Origin of the sequence: Pseudomonas capeferrum (assembly GCF_000731675.1) — a bacterium.
GTDB classification, from domain to species: Bacteria; Pseudomonadota; Gammaproteobacteria; order Pseudomonadales; family Pseudomonadaceae; genus Aquipseudomonas; species Aquipseudomonas capeferrum.
The window spans coordinates 608,463-625,755 of the sequence record NZ_JMIT01000002.1; the positions used below are offsets into that span (position 1 = coordinate 608,463).

Consider the following 17,293-nt stretch of genomic DNA (forward strand, 5'->3'; position numbering starts at 1 on the left):
TGGCGTTGGCCACAAGCCAACGCCACGGACAACGGAGATTCCATGAAAAAGCTCGTAATGCTGTGTTGTGCATCCCTGCTCGCAGCCTGCTCCAGCCACACCCCGTCGCCCCAGGCGAGCCTTGAGGGTGAAGTCTTCTACCTGCAGCGCATCGCCCTGCCGCCCACCGCCACCCTCAGCGTGGAGCTGCAGGATGTGTCGCTGATGGACGCCCCTGCCGTCACCCTGGCGCGCCAGGCCGGCCCGGTCAAAGGCAACGTGCCACTGCCGTTCCATCTCACCTACGACCCGGCCCAGGTCAAGCCTGGCCACCGCTATGCGGTGAGTGCCCGTATCGAACTGGACGGCAAGCTGCTGTTCATCAACACCGAGCATCACGGCGTCACGCTGGATGGCAGCGACGTGCAGCCAGTACGGGTCAAAGTCGACCCCGTGCGCTGATACCCGCCTATTTCTGTTCAAAAGGAAAGCTTCATGATTCGCTCCTCCCTGCGTTTCACCGCCCTGTGCGCCGGCCTGTTGCTGTCGGCCAGCGCGCTGGCGCTGTCGCTTGGCGACCTGACCCAGAAGGACGCCAGCGGTGGCCTGAAAGACGCCCTGACCCAGGGCGCGCAGATTGCCGTCAAGCAGCTGAGTGCCCCCGGCGGCTTCAGCAACAACCCGGACGTGCGCATCGAGTTGCCGGGCAACCTCGGCAAGGCCGCCAAGGCCATGAAGATGTTCGGCAAGGGTGACCAGGTTACAGCCCTGGAAGACAGCATGAACAAGGCCGCAGAGGCGGCGGTACCGCAAGCCCAGGCAATCCTGGTGGATGCGGTGAAGAACATGAGCGTGACCGATGCCAAGGGCATCCTCAGCGGTGGCGACGACTCTGCCACCCAGTACCTGAACAAGAGCAGCCGCGAGCAGATCCGCGCCAAGTTCCTGCCGATCGTCAAGGCAGCGACCGACAAGGTTGGTGTGGTTCAGCAATACAACAACTTTGCCGGTCAAGCTTCAGCCCTGGGGCTGGGCAGTGCCAAGAGCGCCAATGTCGAGAGCTACGTGACCGAAAAGGCCCTGGATGGCCTGTTTGAAATGATCGCCAAGCAGGAGCAGAGCATTCGCCAGAACCCGGCCGAGGCCGCTACCAGCCTGGCCAAAAAGGTATTTGGCGCACTGTGATGCCAAGACGACAAGGCCGCTCCTGCGCAGGAGCGGCCTTGTGTCGCGAAAGGAGGGCAAAGCCCTCCCAGCGGCCTCAGCCCTTCCGGACCCTGAACCACGCCGCATACAACGCCGGCAAGAACAGCAACGTCAACGCCGTCGCAACGATCAACCCGCCCATGATCGCCACCGCCATCGGCCCATAGAACACGCTACGCGACAACGGGATCATCGCCAGCACCGCCGCCAGTGCCGTCAGCACGATCGGCCGGAAGCGCCGTACCGTAGCCTCGATGATCGCCTGCCAACGCTCCATCCCCGAGGCGATGTCCTGTTCGATCTGATCCACCAGGATCACCGAGTTGCGCATGATCATCCCGGCCAGGGCAATGGTGCCGAGCATGGCCACGAAGCCGAACGGCTGGCGGAACACCAGCAGGAACAAGGTCACGCCAATCAGCCCCAGGGGCGCGGTAAGGAACACCATTACCGTGCGCGAGAAACTGCGCAACTGGATCATCAACAGGCTCAACACCACCACGATGAACAGCGGCATACCGGCATTCACCGATTTCTGACCGCGCTCGGAATCTTCCACAGTACCGCCCACCTCAAGCAGGTAGCCATCCGGCAGTTTGGCCTTGACGTCGCTTAACGTCGGCTCGATCTGTCGCACCAGGGTCGCCGGCTGCTCCTTATCGTAGATGTCGGCACGCACGGTCACCGTTGGCAGGCGGTTGCGGTGCCAGATGATGCCTTCTTCGAAGCCGTACTCCAGGGTCGCTACCTGCGACAGCGCCACGCTCTGGCCGTTGTCGGTGGGCAGCGCCAGGCTGCCCAGGTTAGCCAGGTCGCCACGCTCTTTCTGCGTGCCGCGCAGCAGGATCTCGATCAGTTCGTTGTCCTCGCGGTACTGGCTGACCGTGGTGCCGGTCAGCGAGCTGCGCAAGAAGCTCGACAGGTGCGCGGTGCTCACGCCAAGGGCGCGGGCGCGGTCCTGATCGATGGCCAGGAACACCGCCTTGCTTGGCTCCTCCCAGTCCAGGTGCACGTTTACCACATGCGGGTTCTCGCGCACCTTGTCGGCCACTTCGCGGGCCAGGGCGCGCACCTTCTCGATATGCTCGCCGGTCACCCGGAACTGCACCGGGTAACCCACGGGTGGGCCGTTTTCCAGGCGCGTGACGCGGGCGCGCAAGTCGGGGAACTGCTGGTCGACGGTATCGATCAGCCAACTGCGCAGCCGTTCGCGCTCTTCCATCGATTTGGCCAGCACGACGAACTGGGCAAAGCTGGCGGCCGGCAACTGCTGGTCCAGCGGCAGGTAAAAGCGCGGCGACCCGGTACCCACATAGGCCACATAGTTGTCGATGCCATCCTGCTGCTTGAGCAGCACCTCCAGTTGTTTGACCCGCTCGGCGGTATTGGACAACGACGCGCCTTCGGCCAGCTTCAGGTCGACCATCAGCTCTGGGCGCCCGGAAGCCGGGAAGAACTGCTGCGGCACGAAGCGGAACAGCAGGATGCTGCCGACGAACGCTGCGAGGGTCAGCAGAATGACTGTCTTGCGACGCCGCACGCACCACTCGACCACACGCCGTACGCGCTGATAGAACGGCGTGGCGTAAGGGTCCGGCGCATGCCCATCGCTGCCATGACGGGCAGCATGCAGCTTGGCCAGGTCCGGCAGCAGGCGTTCGCCCAGGTAAGGGACAAACACCACCGCCGCAACCCAGGAGGTCAGCAGCGCGATGGTCACGACCTGGAAGATCGAACGGGTGTACTCGCCCGTGCTCGACGCCGCCGTGGCAATCGGCAAGAAGCCGGCAGCGGTAATCAAGGTACCGGTCAGCATGGGGAAGGCCGTGCTCGTCCAGGCGTAGCTGGCCGCCTTGAACCGGTCGTAGCCCTGCTCCATCTTGATCGCCATCATCTCCACGGCAATGATCGCGTCGTCCACCAGCAAGCCCAGCGCCAACACCAGCGCACCGAGCGAAATCTTGTGCAAGCCGATGCCGAAGTAGTGCATGGCGGCAAAGGTCATGGCCAGTACCAACGGAATGGCCAATGCCACCACCAGCCCGGTGCGCAAGCCCAAAGAGAAGAAGCTCACCAGCAGGACGATGACCAGCGCCTCGACCAGTACCTGGACGAACTCACCGACGCCGGCCTTGACTGCAGCCGGCTGGTCAGAGACCTTGCGCAGCTCCATACCGGCCGGCAGGTTGCGCGCCAGGCGCTCGAACTCGCCCTCCAGGGCTTTGCCCAGCACCAGGATGTCGCCGCCGTCCTTCATCGAGACGGCCAGGCCGATGGCGTCTTCACCCATGAAGCGCATGCGCGGCGCGGGCGGGTCGTTGAAGCCGCGGTGCACCTCGGCTACGTCACCAATGCGGAAGGTGCGATCGCCCACCCGAATCGGGAACTGACGAATCTGCTCGACACTGTCGAAGCGGCCGCTGACCCGCAGTTGCAGGCGCTCGCTGGGCGTCTCGAAGAAGCCCGCCGTGCTGACCGCGTTCTGCTCCTGGAGGGCCTGCTGGACGGCTTCCAGTGGCACGCCGAGGGTCGCCAGCTTGAGGTTGGACAGCTCGATCCAGACCTTCTCGTCCTGCAGCCCGACCAGCTCGACCTTGCCCACATCCTTGACCCGCTGCAGCTGGATCTGGATGCGGTCGGCGTAGTCCTTGAGCACCGCATAGTCGAAGCCCGTGCCGGTCAGCGCATAGATATTGCCGAACGTGGTGCCGAATTCGTCATTGAAGAACGGGCCCTGGATTTCCGGCGGCAAGGTGTGGCGGATGTCCGCGACTTTCTTGCGGATCTGGTACCACAGCTCCGGGATATCCTTGGAATGCAGCGAGTCGCGGGCCATGAAGGTCACCTGCGACTCGCCCGGGCGGGAGAACGAGACGATCTTCTCGTACTCGCCGGTCTCCATCAGCTTCTTCTCGATACGCTCGGTGACCTGGCGCGACACTTCCTCGGCGGTGGCGCCGGGCCACACGGTGCGCACGACCATGGCCTTGAAGGTGAACGGCGGGTCCTCGCTCTGGCCCAGCTTGGTGTAGGACATGGCGCCAATGGCAGCCAGCAGGATCATCAGGAACAGTACGATCTGGCGATTGCGCAGCGCCCAGGCGGAAAGGTTGAAACCCATCGGGACTTACTCCTTGGCCGTCAGGTTCACTACACGGTTGGTACGATCCACGGGGCGCACCTCCTGCCCCTCGCGCAACACATGGCCCCCGGCGGCGACCACCCAGTCGCCCGGTTTCACGCCTTCGAGCACCGGTACACTGTCAGAGCCATACGGCCCCAGGCGCACTACCGTGCGTTCCAGGCGGCGGTCCTGGCCGACCCGCCAGACATAGGCCTGGCCGTTTTCTGCAGTGACCGCCGACAACGGCACTGACAGTGGGATCAGCCCTTCATGGGCGATGAAAACACGTGCGCTCTGGCCCAGCTCGGCGGGCGCCTTGGCCGAGGTGAAGGCGATGCGTGCGGCGAAGGTTCGCGAACGTGGGTCGGCTGCCGGCGAGAGTTCACGGATACGCCCGTCGAAGCGTTCGCCTGGGTGCGACCACAGCTCCACGCTGACGCCTTGGCCCACGGCAAAACGGGAAAATTGCTGCTCCGGCAGGCCGATGACCACCTCACGCTCGCCGTCTGCGGCCAAGGTGAACACGGTCTGCCCGGCCGCGACCACCTGGCCGACTTCGACCTGGCGCTTGGCGATGACACCGGCCTGCGGCGCACGCAGCACTGCGTACTCGGCCTGGTTGCCGGCCACATCGAACTCGGCCTTGGCTTGTTTCAGGCGGGCCATGCCGGCGCGGTACAGGTTTTCGGCATTGTCGTATTGCGAGTGGCTGACCATTTGCCGGTCCAGCAGCTTCTGGTAGCGATCACGCTCGGCGCGCACCAGCGACAGGTTGGCTTCGGCGGCGGCCATCTGGGCACGATTGGCTTCCAGTTGCAGGCGCACATCCTGTGGGTCCAGCTCGGCCAGCGGCTGCTCGGCCTTGACCCGCTGGCCCTCTTCGACCAGGCGTTTGCTGACTTTGCCGGCAATGCGGAAGGCCAGCTCCGGTTCGAAGCGCGCGCGCACTTCGCCGGGGTAGCTGTCGGCAGCCGCTTCGGCCGGCTGTGGCTGAATCACCAGTGCCGGGCGCGGCGCGGCAGGTGGCGCGGCTTCCTGGCCGCACGCCGCAAGGAGCAGGGCGACGGCAGTGGGCAGAGCGATGGACAAGGCATGGCGCAACATGATGAATCCTTTCGCGAAGAGCACATCGAATATTTATACTGGCGGGTATATTAAATCAGGGAATCGGCGCCGGGAAGGGTGTCTGTGGTGGTTTTTGCAGGGTGGGGCTTGAGGCCTCTGGCGCCTGTGAGATCGAGCGCCGCCCGCGCGGCGCTTCGCGGGGCAAGCCCGCTCCCACATCTGTTTTCGGGCCAGTGAGGCCTGTGGCATTGGCGCGACCCCTTGTTTGTACGACGCGATATTGAGGCGACCGCCAAGGGCCGCGCGCCTATGTCACAGGTATGACTGGCCCGAAAACAGATGTGGGAGCGGGCTTGCCCCGCGAAGCGCCGCGCGGGCGGCGCTCGATCTCAAAAGCGCTATAAATCCCCCGCCAAACACCTCCCGCCCCAACACAACTGTCCAGTGACAGACAGCACGTATTGCACGGACACTTTCACCGAAAGGCGTCCGACCCGCTAAGATGGGCGACTCTTCAACAAGATGCAGACTCCAATGCCCAACGACGCACCCATCGGACCAGGCCGGCCCAAGGACCTGGCCAAACGCGAGGCGATCCTCGAAGCGGCCAAGACATTGTTCCTCAGCCTTGGCTATGCCAACACCAGCATGGATGCGGTCGCTGCGGCGGCAGGTGTTTCAAAACTCACGGTGTACAGCCACTTCACCGACAAGCAGACGCTGTTCTGCTCGGCGGTCATGGCCACCTGCCAGATCCAGCTACCGGACCTGCTGTTCGAGTACCCCGAGGGGGCACCGGTGGACGAGGTGCTGCTGACCATTGCCCGTAACTTCCAGGCGCTGATCAGCAGTGACGAAGCAGTTAAGCTCAGCCGCCTGATCATGGCCCAAGGCAGCCTGGACCCAAGCTTTGGCGAGTACTTCTACGAAGCTGGGCCCAAGCGCGTGCTGGCGGGAATGGAAGCGCTGCTGCGCGGGGCGAATGAGCGCGGGTTACTGCGCATCGACAACCCGTTGCGCGCGGCGGAGCACTTCTTCTGCCTGGTCAAGGGCGCACCGGATTATCGGTTGCTGCTCGGCTGCGCCGGGCCGCTGGAAGGGGATGAAGCCGAGGCGCATGTGCGGGAGGTGGTGGGGGTGTTCATACGCGCCTTCCACCGCTGATTGGCCGACAACACACGAATCGGCATGCATTCCGGTCAGGCCTTCAGGGCCTTCTTCGGGTAAATGTCATACCGGCTCGACTTGCCCTCCAGGCTGTGGCTTGGCTTCGGCCCGTCGATGATAGGCGCCTTGCGTGGCCGTTTCACCACCACCCGGTGGCTGGCAAGCGCCAAAGCGGCTTCTAGCAAGGCCGGGGCATCCAGGTCATCACCGACCAGTGGCCGGAATACGCGCATCTCCTTCTTCACCAGCGCGCTTTTGTCCCGGTGCGGGAACATCGGGTCGAGGTAGATCACCTGCGGCGGCTCCCCTTCCCAGGCACGCATGCGCTCGATGGCGTTGCCGGTCAGCAGGCACATGCGCCCAACGATCGGGCCCACCTCGTCATCCGCCCGCGCCCGCGCCAGGCCATCTTCCAACAATGCGGCAATCAGCGGCTGGCGTTCGATCAGGGTCATCTGGCACCCCAGGCTGGCCAGCACAAATGCATCCTTGCCCAGCCCTGCCGTGGCATCGAGCACCTGCGGTCGTACACCCTGGGCGATGCCCACTGCCTTGGCGATCATTTGGCCGTTGCCACCGCCAAACTGGCGCCGATGCGCGGCCTGGCCTTCGACGAAGTCCACCCGCACCGGCCCAGGCGCCTGCGGGCCCAGTTGCTGGATCTGCAAGCCTTCAGCGCCCACCTGCACGGCGAAACCCGCGGCATCGTCCTGCAGCGGCAGGCCCAGGCGCTCGGCCCACGCCGTAGCCTGTTGCGCATACTCTGCCGACATCGCTTCGACCCTGATACCCGTGCCTTGCTCTTCCATCGTCCACACCTAAAAAATCAAACCACGCCCTTATGAATCGGCAACCACGGCCGATACAGGCAATATCCCGCTATTCTGCCAGAGCACAACGCGCGCGACTGCCATGACAGATACTCTTCCCATCGGTTTGACCTACCTGTCGCCTGTCGGCCACTACGGTCAACAGAATACCCAGACACTCGGGGGCGTCAGCCACCTGTGGCAGGATTTCTTTGCCCGCGCCATGGCCGAGCAACAGGCAGAGGAAGCGGACAGCGTCAGCCAGTCGTTCGTCCAGTACGATCAGCACAGCGGCGAGCCGGTCGGCGGTGCCAGGGCGCTGGCGCTGATCGATGCCCAGCGTGCGCTGCCGGTGCACGACACCGAAATCGCACCGCCCGAGCCACTGTTCCTGCCCAAGGCCGAACTGGAAGCCAACCTGCTGGAGCCCGCCGCCGAGCCGTTCAGCGCCATCGAGCTGATCGAACAGCAGCGTGAACTCGACCTGAGCAACAGCTGGTTGCGCCCGGTGGTCATGAGCCAGGGTCACCCGCTTGCCGAGCCCGGCCCAGGCCCCTCCCCGCGCCCGCTGTTCCTGCCTATCGCCGAGTTCGAGACGAACCTGCTGGACCCGGCCCCCGAACCCTTCGACGAAACCACGCTGGCCAAGCAGCAGAATGACCTGGCGTTCGACATCCACTGGGCGCGCCCGGTGGTGCTGAACAACGTTCGCGTTCACGCCTGAGGTTGCGCAAGCTCAGCGGCAGATCTGCCAGCGGCCCATATCGAGGTGGAAGTGATTGTGGTGCGCGGCGTTGTAGTCTGGCCCCAGCACGGTACTGAAGCGTTCACAGGCCACCTGCTGCACCTGACGTAGGAAATCAGCTTTCTGCCCCCCCGCTTGCCAGTCCCGAGCCAGTACGATGCGCTGCCCGTCCTGCAAGCGAAAACCACTGATGTCCAGGGCATTGGCGGTGGCGTGCTGACTGAGCCGGCCTTGTTTGCGGTGATAGACATTGCGGCAGGCAAAACTGCCCAGGTGGTCGACCTGCGTCACCCGCTGCCCCAATACCCGCTGCGCCACCGGTTGCAGCCCATGCTGCTCGAACAGCGCGTAAGCCACCGCCAACGGGCAACTGGCCAGGAAGCTGCTGCTGAGCCGCGCCTGACCGCCCTCGATGCGCCATACGTTGCGCAGCGGGCAATTGGCCGAGGCCGGGCTGTCGGCTTGCGCCCGGTACCGCAGATCGCTGGTTTCCAGTGCCTGACGGCATAGCGCGGGGTCATCGCGCAGGCGCGACAGCTTGAAGGTGGTGAGCAGGTTCGGCGGCTGGCGCACGTCCAGCGGCGCCCAGGGGTTCCAGGCAGCCGGCAGGCGCCAGCCAAAATGCCAGGCCAAGCCTGCCAGCAGTGACAGGCCCAGCAACAGTGCCAGCAAGGCACGCATGGCGATTCAGCGGCGGAACAGGTCGTTGAGCTGGGCAAAGGGCAGCGCCTGTTCACCGTAGCCGAACGTGCCCTCGTCACGAATCTCCAACGCGGCCCGGTGGAAAGCCCCCAGCGCCGCACGGGCCAGCGACGAGCCGACACTGATGCGGCGCACCCCAAGGTCTTGCAACTGGTTGACGCTCAGGGTCACGCCCGCCAGCCCCATCAGCACATTGACCGGCTTGGGCGCCACCGCCTGCACCACCGCGCGAATTTCTTCGACGGTGCGCAGCCCTGGCGCGTAGAGCACATCGGCCCCGGCCTCGGCATATGCTTGCAGGCGCAGGATGGTGTCATCCAGGTCCAGGCGCCCATGCAGCAGGTTTTCTGCCCGGGCGCACAGGGTGAACGGAAACGGCAGGCTACGCGCTGCCTGAACCGCCGCGCGGACGCGTTCCACAGCCAGGCCATGGTCATAGATAGGGGCTTCACTGCGCCCGCTGGCGTCTTCGATGGAACCCCCTACAAGACCCGCCTCGGCGGCCCGCAGGATGGTCTGTGCGCAGTCTTCGGGCAGGTCGCCGAAGCCGTTCTCCAGGTCGGCGGCTACCGGCAAGGCCGTGGCATCGACAATGGACCCGGCGTTATCCAGGGTTTCGTCCAGGCTCAAGGCACCTTCGGCATCCGGTCGGCCCAGGCTGAACGCCAGGCCCGCGCTGGTCGTGGCCAGCGCCTCGAAGCCCAGGCTGGCGAGCAGCTTGGCGGAGCCGGCATCCCACGGGTTGGGGATGACGAAGGCACTGTCGCGTTCGTGCAGTGCCTTGAAGGCTTCGGCTCGCAGGGTTTGCACATCCATGGTCTCAACCTCAGGCAGTCAGGAGTGGTCAGAGTAGTCCCAGTTGTTCGACCTCAGGGGCGCGTGGCAATTCCGGCAAAGGTGCAAGGCCAGGCAGGCGCTGCATCAGACGTTGATGAAAACGCTGGGCCAACGCCGCAGCCAGGCGGTTATCCGAGGTGTGCAGGAAGATGTAGGGGCTACGACCTTCCTCGACCCAACTGGCCACCTTGGCCACCCAGGGCGTCAGGAAGGCTTCGTTGGCTTCAAGCTGCGGATGGCCAATGAAACGTACCTGCGGATGCTGGCTGAAGGCGGCCGGGCGTGGCGGCACCTTGGGTTTCTTGGCCTGGGCATGCAGCACGGCGGGCTCGCGCGAGGTGCAACTGAACAACGCCCGCGGGTCGAGGCAGATGCGCTCGACACCACGCTCGAGCAACAGCCGGTTGAGCTGCCGCTCCTCTTCACCGCGCGCAAAAAAAGCCTCGTTGCGCACTTCGACGGCCAACGGTACACCCACTTGATCCAGAAAATGGCTCAACTCTGCCAGGCGCGAAGGCCCGAATAACGCAGGCAACTGCAGCCAGTAAGGCGATACCCGTTCACCCAGCGGTGCCATCAAACGGGTGAAGGCAGCGGCCGCGTCCAGCTGATCGCGCAGGTCTCCCCCATGGCTGACCTCGCGAGGGAATTTGGCGGTGAAACGAAAGTGCGCCGGCATCGTCTGCGCCCAGCGTGCCACGGTGGCGGGTGCGGGGCTGGCGTAGAAGGTGGTATTGCCTTCGACAGCGTTGAACACCTGGCTGTACAGGCCAAGGTACTCAGCGGCTCGGGCATCGGCGGGGTACAGGTAGTCGCGCCAGGCGTTTTCGCTCCATGACGGACAACCCAGAAAATAAGGCAGAAGAGAAGGAATCATCCCTCAAATGTACAGGTCGAGCCCCAGTACTTCCATGTCCCAATCGGTAAAACCGGCCGTGCTCAGGTAGCTCGCCAACGCAGTGGCGGTACGCCGGTCACGGGCGCGAGGGAAGATCATGTCTTGCTGACGGGCTGGCAGGCCACCGCTGCGACGGCGAATGGCCGCCTCCTGGGCCAGCTCACCCTGCTCGCCGCTGTCGATGACGTCGGCATCTTCGATGGCCTCATCGCGCACCGACGCTTTGCGCGGTGTGCGCTTGATCGGGTAGGACTGCGATGAGAAACCGTCGATACGCATGGCGTGAACACTCAGAACCGATGATGGCAATTTAGCAGCATCAGAGTTACGTCGCTAATGCTTGAGTGATAACTGGACCACAGTTCGCGAGAAAGGTTTTAGCGTCATCGGCGATAACCGACGAACAACACTCAGCGCTTCTTGGGTGTCGCTACATTATCGCGCAAGTACACAGGTTGCGCCTGCTCGGCGCCGATCGCCTCGCCGCGCGCCCAGGCAAAGCTGGCCAGGCTGAGGATATCCAGGGCATTGGGCAACGCCGCCGCATTGCTGGCGGCGACGTGCACAGCCAGGCGCTCGGCATAGCCCCAACCGGTACCGGCACCGAACCACTCGGCGGTGCTGGCGTCGGGCAGCGCCACGCGCTCGGGCGGCAGTACCGCTTCCTGGCCGACCAGGCGCATTTCGCCGGCGCTGGCCTGGTAGCAGCCCCAGTACACCTCGTCCATGCGCGCATCGATGGCGGCCGCCACGTGCTGCGCACCCTGCTCGCGCAACGCACCTTGCGCCAGCGCGGCCAGGTTGGACACCGGCAGTACCGGGCGCTCGAGGGCGAACGCCAGGCCCTGGACCACACCGATGGCGATCCGCACGCCGGTGAAGGCCCCCGGGCCACGGCCGAACGCGATGGCATCCAGCGCATTCAAGGCCACCCCCGAGTCAGCCAGCAGCTGTTTGATCATCGGCAGCAACTTCTGCGCGTGCTGACGTGGGATCACCTCGTAATGGCTGGTTACCTTGCCGTCATGCAACAAGGCGACGGAACAGGCTTCGGTGGCGGTATCCAGGGCCAGCAGGGTGGTCATCGAACGGGTTTCCAGGTGCAGGGAAAAGAGCGCCAGTATAAACGACAACGGCCCGCAAGCGGGCCGTTGTGATGCAAGGCGATGGATCAGCTCAGGGCTGCCAGTACCTTGGCGGTGATGGCGTCGACCGAACCGACACCTTCGATGTGGCTGTACTTCGGCTTGCCAGCATTTGCAGCCGACAGCTTCTGGTAGAACTCGACCAGCGGCTTGGTCTGGGTGTGGTAGACCGACAGGCGATGACGCACGGTTTCTTCCTTGTCGTCGTCGCGCTGGATCAGGTCTTCGCCGGTCACGTCGTCCTTGCCTGCCACTTTCGGCGGGTTGTACTGAATGTGGTAGGTGCGGCCCGAGGCCAGGTGCACACGGCGACCGGCCATACGGCCAACGATTTCTTCATCGTCAACGGCGATTTCGACCACGGCGTCGATGTCGACACCGGCGGCGACCATGGCTTCAGCCTGCGGAATGGTCCGTGGGAAGCCGTCGAACAGGCAGCCGTTGGCGCAATCCGGCTGGGCGATGCGCTCCTTTACCAGGCTGATGATCAGATCGTCGGAGACCAGTTGGCCGGCATCCATGACTTTCTTCAGTTCCAGGCCCAGCGGGGTACCGGCCTTGACGGCGGCACGCAGCATGTCACCGGTGGAGATCTGTGGAATACCGAACTTTTCGGTGATGAACTTTGCCTGAGTACCTTTACCGGCCCCGGGAGCTCCCAGCAGAATTACGCGCATCTCGTGCTCCTCAAATTTTTTTATGAAATTCAATGGATTCGGCAACCAGGGCCAAGTCCGGAAAATCGGGTATGACCATAAATCGGTCAGAAGGCTGCTCAAGATACACAGCGCCCGGCAGCCAGACAAGCGTCCCAAAGTTGCAGGAATGCGCCACTTGCGACCTGCCCGGCAAGCGGTTGCGCTCAGCGCAACCGCCCTCCCCATTCCTGATGGCCTCCCTCCTTACACCTGCGCCTGGCAAACCAGAGGCGGCCTCAGCCGGTATTGCGCAGGCCCGCGGCAATGCCCGCCACGGTGACCAGCAAGGCCTGCTCCAGCGGGCTGTCCAGAGCGGCTTCGCGCCTGCGCGAGCGCGCCAGCAGCTCGGCCTGAAGACGGTGCAGCGGGTCCAGGTAAGTGTTGCGCAGGCTGATGAATTCCAGGGTCTCGGGGCTGTGCGCCAGTAGCACCGGCTGCCCGGTCAAGCCCAGTACCACCTGGCAGGACTGCGACAATAGGTCGCGCAGGCGCACACCTAAAGGAAGCAACTCCGGTTGCACCAGACGTTCGTCGTAGGCCTCTGCGATTTGTGCATCGGCCTTGGCCAGCACCATCTCCAGCATGTCGATCCGGGTGCGGAAGAACGGCCATTGTTCGCGCATCTGCGCCAACAGTTCGCCCTGGCCGCGTTGCAAGGCATTGTTCAAAGCGGTTTCCCAGCCCAGCCAGGCTGGCAGCATCAGGCGCGTCTGGGTCCAGCCGAAGATCCACGGGATGGCTCGCAGGCTCTCGATGCCGCCGGCGCGGCGCTTGGCCGGGCGGCTGCCCAAAGGCAGGCGCCCCAACTCCTGCTCCGGCGTCGACTGGCGGAAATACTCGACAAAATCGGGGTTGTCGCGCACCACGCTGCGATACGCCTGCACCCCGTCAGCAGCCAGTTGGTCCATCACCTCACGCCAGGCAGGCTGCGGCGGGGGTGGCGGTAACAAGGTGGCTTCCAGCACGGCCGCCAGGTACAGGTTGAGGTTTTGTTCGGCGATGCCGGGCAAACCGAACTTGAAGCGGATCATCTCGCCCTGCTCGGTGGTGCGGAACCGCCCAGCCACCGAGCCCGGTGGCTGCGACAGGATCGCCGCGTGCGCCGGGCCGCCGCCACGGCCAACGGTGCCGCCACGGCCGTGGAACAACAACAACTCGACTTGATGCTCGCGGCAGATGCGCACCAGGTTTTCCTGGGCCCGGTACTGTGCCCAGGCGGCTGCCGTGGTGCCGGCGTCCTTGGCGGAGTCGGAATAGCCGATCATCACTTCCTGCGGGCCGCGCAGGCCGGCGCGATAGCCCGGCAGGCCGAGCAGGCGCTGCATCACCGGGCCGGCGTTGTCCAAGTCGGCCAAGGTCTCGAACAGCGGTACCACGCGCATCGGGCGGGTCAGCCCGGCTTCCTTGAGCAGCAGTTGCACCGCCAGCACATCCGACGCGGCACCGGCCATGGAGATGACATAGGAGCCCAACGAAGCGGCCGGCGCCGCCGCAATTTCCCGGCAGGTGGCCAGCACCTCGGCGGTTTCCGCCTGGGGCTGGAAGTGCGCCGGCAGCAGCGGCCGGCGGTTTTTCAGTTCGGCCAGGAGGAACGCGATACGTTGCTCTTCATCCCAGTCGGCGTAGCGCCCCAAACCCAGGTAATCGGTGATCTCGGTCAGGGCATCGCGGTGCCGGGCAGCGTCCTGGCGCACGTCCAGGCGACCCAGGTACAGGCCAAAGGTCACGGCACGGCGCAGGCAGTCGAGCAGCGGCCCTTCGGCGATCACGCCCATGCCGCATTCATGCAGCGATTGATAGCACAGCTCCAGCGGCGCGATCAGGTCGCGGTTGTCCACCAGCACTTCGGCACCGGCGGGCTGGCTGCTGGTCAAGGCGGCATGCGCCCAGGCGCGGGTCGCCCGCAGGCGCTCACGCAATTGTTTGAGCACGGCGCGGTAAGGTTCGGCGCTGTCGCCGACCCGCTCACGCAGCGCGCTGCTGGCGTGTTGCATGGACAATTCTGCAGCCAAGGCGTCGATATCGCGCAGGAACAGGTCGGCCGCCATCCAGCGCGCCAGCAACAGCACTTCGCGGGTGACTGCGGCCGTGACATTGGGGTTGCCGTCGCGGTCGCCGCCCATCCAGGAGGCGAAGCGGATCGGTGCGGCCTCCAGCGGCAGGCGCAGGCCGGTGGCATCGTGCAGCGCCTTGTCGACCTTGCGCAGGTGGTTGGGGATGGCCTGCCACAAGGAATGCTCGATCACCGCGAAGCCCCACTTGGCCTCGTCCACCGGGGTGGGCCGGGTACGGCGGATCTCTTCGGTGTGCCAGGCTTCGGCGATCAGCCGGCGCAGGCGCTCGCGCACCTGCTGGCGCTCACCAGGGGTCAGGTCGCGATGGTCCTGGGCTGCCAACTGAGCGGCGATGGCATCGTACTTCTGGATCAAGGTGCGCCGCGCGACCTCGGTGGGGTGGGCCGTCAGCACCAGCTGGATATCCAGCTTGGCCAACTGCCGGGCCAAGGCGTCGTTGCCATGCCCGGCCTGCTTCAGGCGTGCCAGCAGCTCGGGCAGCACCCGTGCTTCGAACGGCTCTGACTGGTCGGCATCGCGACGGCGGATCAACTGGTACTGCTCGGCCATGTTGGCCAGGTTGAGAAACTGGTTGAACGCCCGGGCCACTGGCAGCAAGTCTTCATCGGCCAGGTCCGCCAGGGTCGAGCTCAATTGCTCGCCAGCCACCCGGCGGTCGGCCTTGGCGCTGTGACGAATGGCTTCGATCTTCTGCAAAAACGCATCCCCGTGCTGCTGACGAATGGTTTCGCCGAGCAACTCCCCCAACACATGGACATCTTCACGCAAACGCACATCGATATCGGTCATTGGCCCTCTCTGTGGCGCAGCCTTGGCGCACTCGTTCAGGAAACAGCACTGGGCCAAGAGTGCCCACAGCCAAGCGTCGATGGCAAGCGCCCCAGCCAAGCCGCGATCGGCAAAGCAAACTAAAGTGCAAGCAGAGCACTCCGATGCAATGCAGCCTTTCGAGGCGTTGACAGAGGTCATCATGAAAATCCGTGAACTCGCCCAGCACTGGGAACAGAATGCCGCAGGTACCCTGAGCCGTACCGGCCATGTACTGCATCTGGACCTGGAGTCGGAGGCGCGCCTGGCCGCGCTGATCGACATGTACCCCAAACGTACCGCCGAAGAACTGCTCGGCGAACTGGTGGCGGCAGCCCTTGAGGAACTGGAAGCCAGCTTCCCTTATGTACAGGGGCGCCAGGTTATCGCCACCGATGAAGAAGGTGACCCACTGTTCGAAGACATCGGCCCTACCCCGCGTTTTCTGTCGTTGTCTCGCCGTCACCTGCATGAACTCAGCAGCACTGCTGACGACAGCGAAACATAACCACCCCACCCCCTGTTCCGGGCCTGCAAGGCCCGGAATACCGCCCATGGCGCTGAAAGTTCCGGGCAAACCTCACTGACCAATCAGTCAGAAAAAGTTATCCGTCAACGGCACTTTTTTCTGAACTATTCGAAAAACGCCCGAGTCCGAGCAAATAGCCATCACGCTAAAACCCTGCACACTGCCCTCGTGCACCGTTCAGCTGAAGTACACGGCAACTGTCAGGGAATAAGCGATGGACTGCTACGGACATCGTCGTTATCAGGAGTGATCCAATGGAGCTGACCACCATGAAGACCCGCACTTTCAAACCCTCATCCACTCATGTGCGCGGGTTCAAGCTGGCCGCGCTGGCCCTGGGCAGTAGCCTGGTCCTGGCCGGTTGTGCGGGCAACCCGCCCACCGAGCAGTATGCCGTTACCCAGTCCGCCGTGAACTCTGCCGTCAGCGCCGGCGGTACCGAGTTCGCTGCCGTTGAAATGAAAGCGGCCCAGGACAAGTTCAAGCAGGCTGAAATCGCCATGCATGACAAGAAGTACGACGACGCCAAGCGTCTGGCCGAACAAGCCGAATGGGACGCCCGCCTCGCCGAACGCAAGGCTCAGGCGGCCAAGGCCCAGAAGGCCGTGCAGGATGCCCGCCAGGGCGTTCAGGACGTACGTGAGGAAGGCCTGCGCAGCGCTCAGTGAGCCCTGCCCGACTTCCCTTAGCCTTCGCACTCGATCAAAGGATGAACACTATGCGCAAACACGTCATGATTCCCGCCCTGCTGGCCCTGAGCGTCGGTCTTGCTGCCTGCTCGCACGACCCGAACGCCAACCTTGAATCGGCCCGCACCAACTTCTCCGCGCTGCAGAGCGACCCGCAGTCGAGCAAGGTCGCGGCGCTGGAAACCAAGGATGCCCAGGACTGGCTGAACAAGGCCGACAAGGCCTACATGGATCGCGAGGACCAGAAAAAGGTCGACCAACTCGCCTATCTGACCAACCAGCGGGTCGAGGTCGCCAAGCAGACCATCGCCCTGCGCACCGCCGAAGGCGAACTGAAAAACGCCTCCGCCCAACGCGCCCAGGCCAAACTGGATGCCCGCGATGCGCAGATCGCCAAGCTGCAGGACAGCCTCAATGCCAAGCAGACCGACCGCGGTACGCTGGTCACCTTCGGCGACGTGCTGTTCGACTTCAACAAGGCCGTGCTCAAGAGCAACGCCTACCCCAACGTGACCAAACTGGCCCAGTTCCTTCAGGAAAACCCGGAGCGCAAGGTGATCGTAGAGGGCTACACCGACAGCGTCGGTTCGGCCAACTACAACCAGACCCTCTCCGAGCGCCGCGCCGCTGCCGTGCGCATGGCGCTGGTACGTGCAGGCGTAGACCCAGCACGCATCGTCGCTCAGGGCTACGGCAAGGAGTACCCGGTGGCTGACAACGGCAGCAACTCGGGCCGTGCACAGAACCGTCGGGTAGAGGTGACCATCTCCAACGACAACCAGCCGGTGGCACCGCGCTCGGTGAGCCAGGCGCAGTAA

Annotated in this window: 17 protein-coding genes; 7 read left to right on the forward strand and 10 right to left on the reverse strand. The window is 64.2% G+C overall.

The annotated features are described in order from the left end of the window. Positions 1 to 42: 42 nt before the first annotated feature. Both PC358_RS15275 and PC358_RS15280 read left to right on the forward strand, forming a co-directional pair. The gene (locus PC358_RS15275; protein ID WP_033700902.1) at positions 43 to 441 is read left to right on the forward strand and encodes a YbaY family lipoprotein; all 399 of its coding nucleotides are present in this window, start codon (positions 43 to 45) and stop codon (positions 439 to 441) included. A gap of 33 nt (positions 442 to 474) precedes the next feature. Beyond that, complete coding sequence (locus tag PC358_RS15280) at positions 475 to 1,164, forward strand: DUF4197 domain-containing protein (RefSeq protein WP_033700903.1); 690 nt, start codon at positions 475 to 477, stop codon at positions 1,162 to 1,164. Between the two features lie 76 nt (positions 1,165 to 1,240). On the opposite strand, the gene PC358_RS15285 is transcribed toward PC358_RS15280, so the two are convergent. Then, positions 1,241 to 4,306 carry an efflux RND transporter permease subunit gene (locus PC358_RS15285; protein WP_033700905.1) on the reverse strand — a complete coding sequence of 1,022 codons (3,066 nt, stop codon included), beginning with the start codon at positions 4,304 to 4,306 and terminating at the stop codon, positions 1,241 to 1,243. A gap of 6 nt (positions 4,307 to 4,312) precedes the next feature. Next, positions 4,313 to 5,413, reverse strand: coding sequence for an efflux RND transporter periplasmic adaptor subunit (locus PC358_RS15290; protein ID WP_033700906.1), 1,101 nt, complete (start codon positions 5,411 to 5,413; stop codon positions 4,313 to 4,315). A gap of 483 nt (positions 5,414 to 5,896) precedes the next feature. Here PC358_RS15290 and PC358_RS15295 point away from each other — a divergent pair, with 483 nt between their 5' ends. Beyond that, positions 5,897 to 6,538 (forward strand): TetR/AcrR family transcriptional regulator, encoded by a 642-nt coding sequence (locus PC358_RS15295; RefSeq protein ID WP_033700907.1) that lies wholly within the window; start codon positions 5,897 to 5,899, stop codon positions 6,536 to 6,538. A gap of 35 nt (positions 6,539 to 6,573) precedes the next feature. Here the strand turns inward: PC358_RS15295 and PC358_RS15300 are convergent, their stop codons facing one another. After that, positions 6,574 to 7,350, reverse strand: coding sequence for a class I SAM-dependent methyltransferase (locus tag PC358_RS15300; RefSeq protein ID WP_033700908.1), 777 nt, complete (start codon positions 7,348 to 7,350; stop codon positions 6,574 to 6,576). Positions 7,351 to 7,453: 103 nt separating this feature from the next. On the opposite strand from PC358_RS15300, the gene PC358_RS15305 reads away from it, so the two are divergent. After that, entirely contained in the window at positions 7,454 to 8,074 is a 621-nt protein-coding gene (locus tag PC358_RS15305) for a hypothetical protein (RefSeq protein WP_033700909.1), read from the forward strand. A gap of 12 nt (positions 8,075 to 8,086) precedes the next feature. Here the strand turns inward: PC358_RS15305 and PC358_RS15310 are convergent, their stop codons facing one another. The 7 genes from PC358_RS15310 to ppc all read right to left on the reverse strand — a co-directional run bounded on the left by PC358_RS15310 (position 8,087) and on the right by ppc (position 15,239). Beyond that, positions 8,087 to 8,776 (reverse strand): extensin-like domain-containing protein, encoded by a 690-nt coding sequence (locus tag PC358_RS15310; protein WP_033700910.1) that lies wholly within the window; start codon positions 8,774 to 8,776, stop codon positions 8,087 to 8,089. 6 nt (positions 8,777 to 8,782) lie between these two features. Beyond that, on the reverse strand, positions 8,783 to 9,613 hold the full coding sequence (locus PC358_RS15315; protein WP_033700911.1) for an isocitrate lyase/PEP mutase family protein: 831 nt from the start codon (positions 9,611 to 9,613) through the stop codon (positions 8,783 to 8,785). Positions 9,614 to 9,641: 28 nt separating this feature from the next. Next, a complete protein-coding gene (locus PC358_RS15320; RefSeq protein WP_033700913.1) occupies positions 9,642 to 10,511 on the reverse strand; it encodes a DUF72 domain-containing protein in 870 nt (289 codons plus the stop codon). 3 nt (positions 10,512 to 10,514) lie between these two features. Further along, positions 10,515 to 10,811, reverse strand: a complete 297-nt coding sequence (locus PC358_RS15325) for a hypothetical protein (protein ID WP_033700914.1) — start codon at positions 10,809 to 10,811, stop codon at positions 10,515 to 10,517. Between the two features lie 131 nt (positions 10,812 to 10,942). Further along, a complete protein-coding gene (gene tsaB / locus PC358_RS15330) occupies positions 10,943 to 11,617 on the reverse strand; it encodes a tRNA (adenosine(37)-N6)-threonylcarbamoyltransferase complex dimerization subunit type 1 TsaB (RefSeq protein WP_033700915.1) in 675 nt (224 codons plus the stop codon). An 86-nt stretch (positions 11,618 to 11,703) separates the two neighbouring features. Further along, entirely contained in the window at positions 11,704 to 12,354 is a 651-nt protein-coding gene (adk, locus tag PC358_RS15335; RefSeq protein ID WP_033700916.1) for an adenylate kinase, read from the reverse strand. Positions 12,355 to 12,611: 257 nt separating this feature from the next. Beyond that, positions 12,612 to 15,239 (reverse strand): phosphoenolpyruvate carboxylase, encoded by a 2,628-nt coding sequence (gene ppc, locus PC358_RS15340; protein ID WP_033700917.1) that lies wholly within the window; start codon positions 15,237 to 15,239, stop codon positions 12,612 to 12,614. Positions 15,240 to 15,420: 181 nt separating this feature from the next. On the opposite strand from ppc, the gene PC358_RS15345 reads away from it, so the two are divergent. The 3 genes from PC358_RS15345 to lptF all read left to right on the forward strand — a co-directional run bounded on the left by PC358_RS15345 (position 15,421) and on the right by lptF (position 17,293). Next, complete coding sequence (locus PC358_RS15345; protein ID WP_033701512.1) at positions 15,421 to 15,765, forward strand: pilin assembly protein; 345 nt, start codon at positions 15,421 to 15,423, stop codon at positions 15,763 to 15,765. A gap of 275 nt (positions 15,766 to 16,040) precedes the next feature. After that, the gene (locus PC358_RS15350; RefSeq protein ID WP_027595759.1) at positions 16,041 to 16,454 is read left to right on the forward strand and encodes a DUF4398 domain-containing protein; all 414 of its coding nucleotides are present in this window, start codon (positions 16,041 to 16,043) and stop codon (positions 16,452 to 16,454) included. 50 nt (positions 16,455 to 16,504) lie between these two features. Then, positions 16,505 to 17,293, forward strand: a complete 789-nt coding sequence (gene lptF, locus PC358_RS15355; RefSeq protein WP_033700919.1) for a lipotoxin F family OmpA-related lipoprotein LptF — start codon at positions 16,505 to 16,507, stop codon at positions 17,291 to 17,293.

Bases quoted from the DNA above. Each gene is read 5' to 3' on its own strand.
- PC358_RS15275 (WP_033700902.1), top strand. From the start codon at position 43: ATGAAAAAGCTCGTAATGCTGTGTTGTGCATCCCTGCTCGCAGCCTGC.
- PC358_RS15280 (WP_033700903.1), top strand. From the start codon at position 475: ATGATTCGCTCCTCCCTGCGTTTCACCGCCCTGTGCGCCGGCCTGTTG.
- PC358_RS15285 (WP_033700905.1), bottom strand. From the start codon at position 4,306: ATGGGTTTCAACCTTTCCGCCTGGGCGCTGCGCAATCGCCAGATCGTA.
- PC358_RS15290 (WP_033700906.1), bottom strand. From the start codon at position 5,413: ATGTTGCGCCATGCCTTGTCCATCGCTCTGCCCACTGCCGTCGCCCTG.
- PC358_RS15295 (WP_033700907.1), top strand. From the start codon at position 5,897: ATGCAGACTCCAATGCCCAACGACGCACCCATCGGACCAGGCCGGCCC.
- PC358_RS15300 (WP_033700908.1), bottom strand. From the start codon at position 7,350: ATGGAAGAGCAAGGCACGGGTATCAGGGTCGAAGCGATGTCGGCAGAG.
- PC358_RS15305 (WP_033700909.1), top strand. From the start codon at position 7,454: ATGACAGATACTCTTCCCATCGGTTTGACCTACCTGTCGCCTGTCGGC.
- PC358_RS15310 (WP_033700910.1), bottom strand. From the start codon at position 8,776: ATGCGTGCCTTGCTGGCACTGTTGCTGGGCCTGTCACTGCTGGCAGGC.
- PC358_RS15315 (WP_033700911.1), bottom strand. From the start codon at position 9,613: ATGGATGTGCAAACCCTGCGAGCCGAAGCCTTCAAGGCACTGCACGAA.
- PC358_RS15320 (WP_033700913.1), bottom strand. From the start codon at position 10,511: ATGATTCCTTCTCTTCTGCCTTATTTTCTGGGTTGTCCGTCATGGAGC.
- PC358_RS15325 (WP_033700914.1), bottom strand. From the start codon at position 10,811: ATGCGTATCGACGGTTTCTCATCGCAGTCCTACCCGATCAAGCGCACA.
- tsaB (WP_033700915.1), bottom strand. From the start codon at position 11,617: ATGACCACCCTGCTGGCCCTGGATACCGCCACCGAAGCCTGTTCCGTC.
- adk (WP_033700916.1), bottom strand. From the start codon at position 12,354: ATGCGCGTAATTCTGCTGGGAGCTCCCGGGGCCGGTAAAGGTACTCAG.
- ppc (WP_033700917.1), bottom strand. From the start codon at position 15,239: ATGACCGATATCGATGTGCGTTTGCGTGAAGATGTCCATGTGTTGGGG.
- PC358_RS15345 (WP_033701512.1), top strand. From the start codon at position 15,421: ATGAAAATCCGTGAACTCGCCCAGCACTGGGAACAGAATGCCGCAGGT.
- PC358_RS15350 (WP_027595759.1), top strand. From the start codon at position 16,041: ATGGAGCTGACCACCATGAAGACCCGCACTTTCAAACCCTCATCCACT.
- lptF (WP_033700919.1), top strand. From the start codon at position 16,505: ATGCGCAAACACGTCATGATTCCCGCCCTGCTGGCCCTGAGCGTCGGT.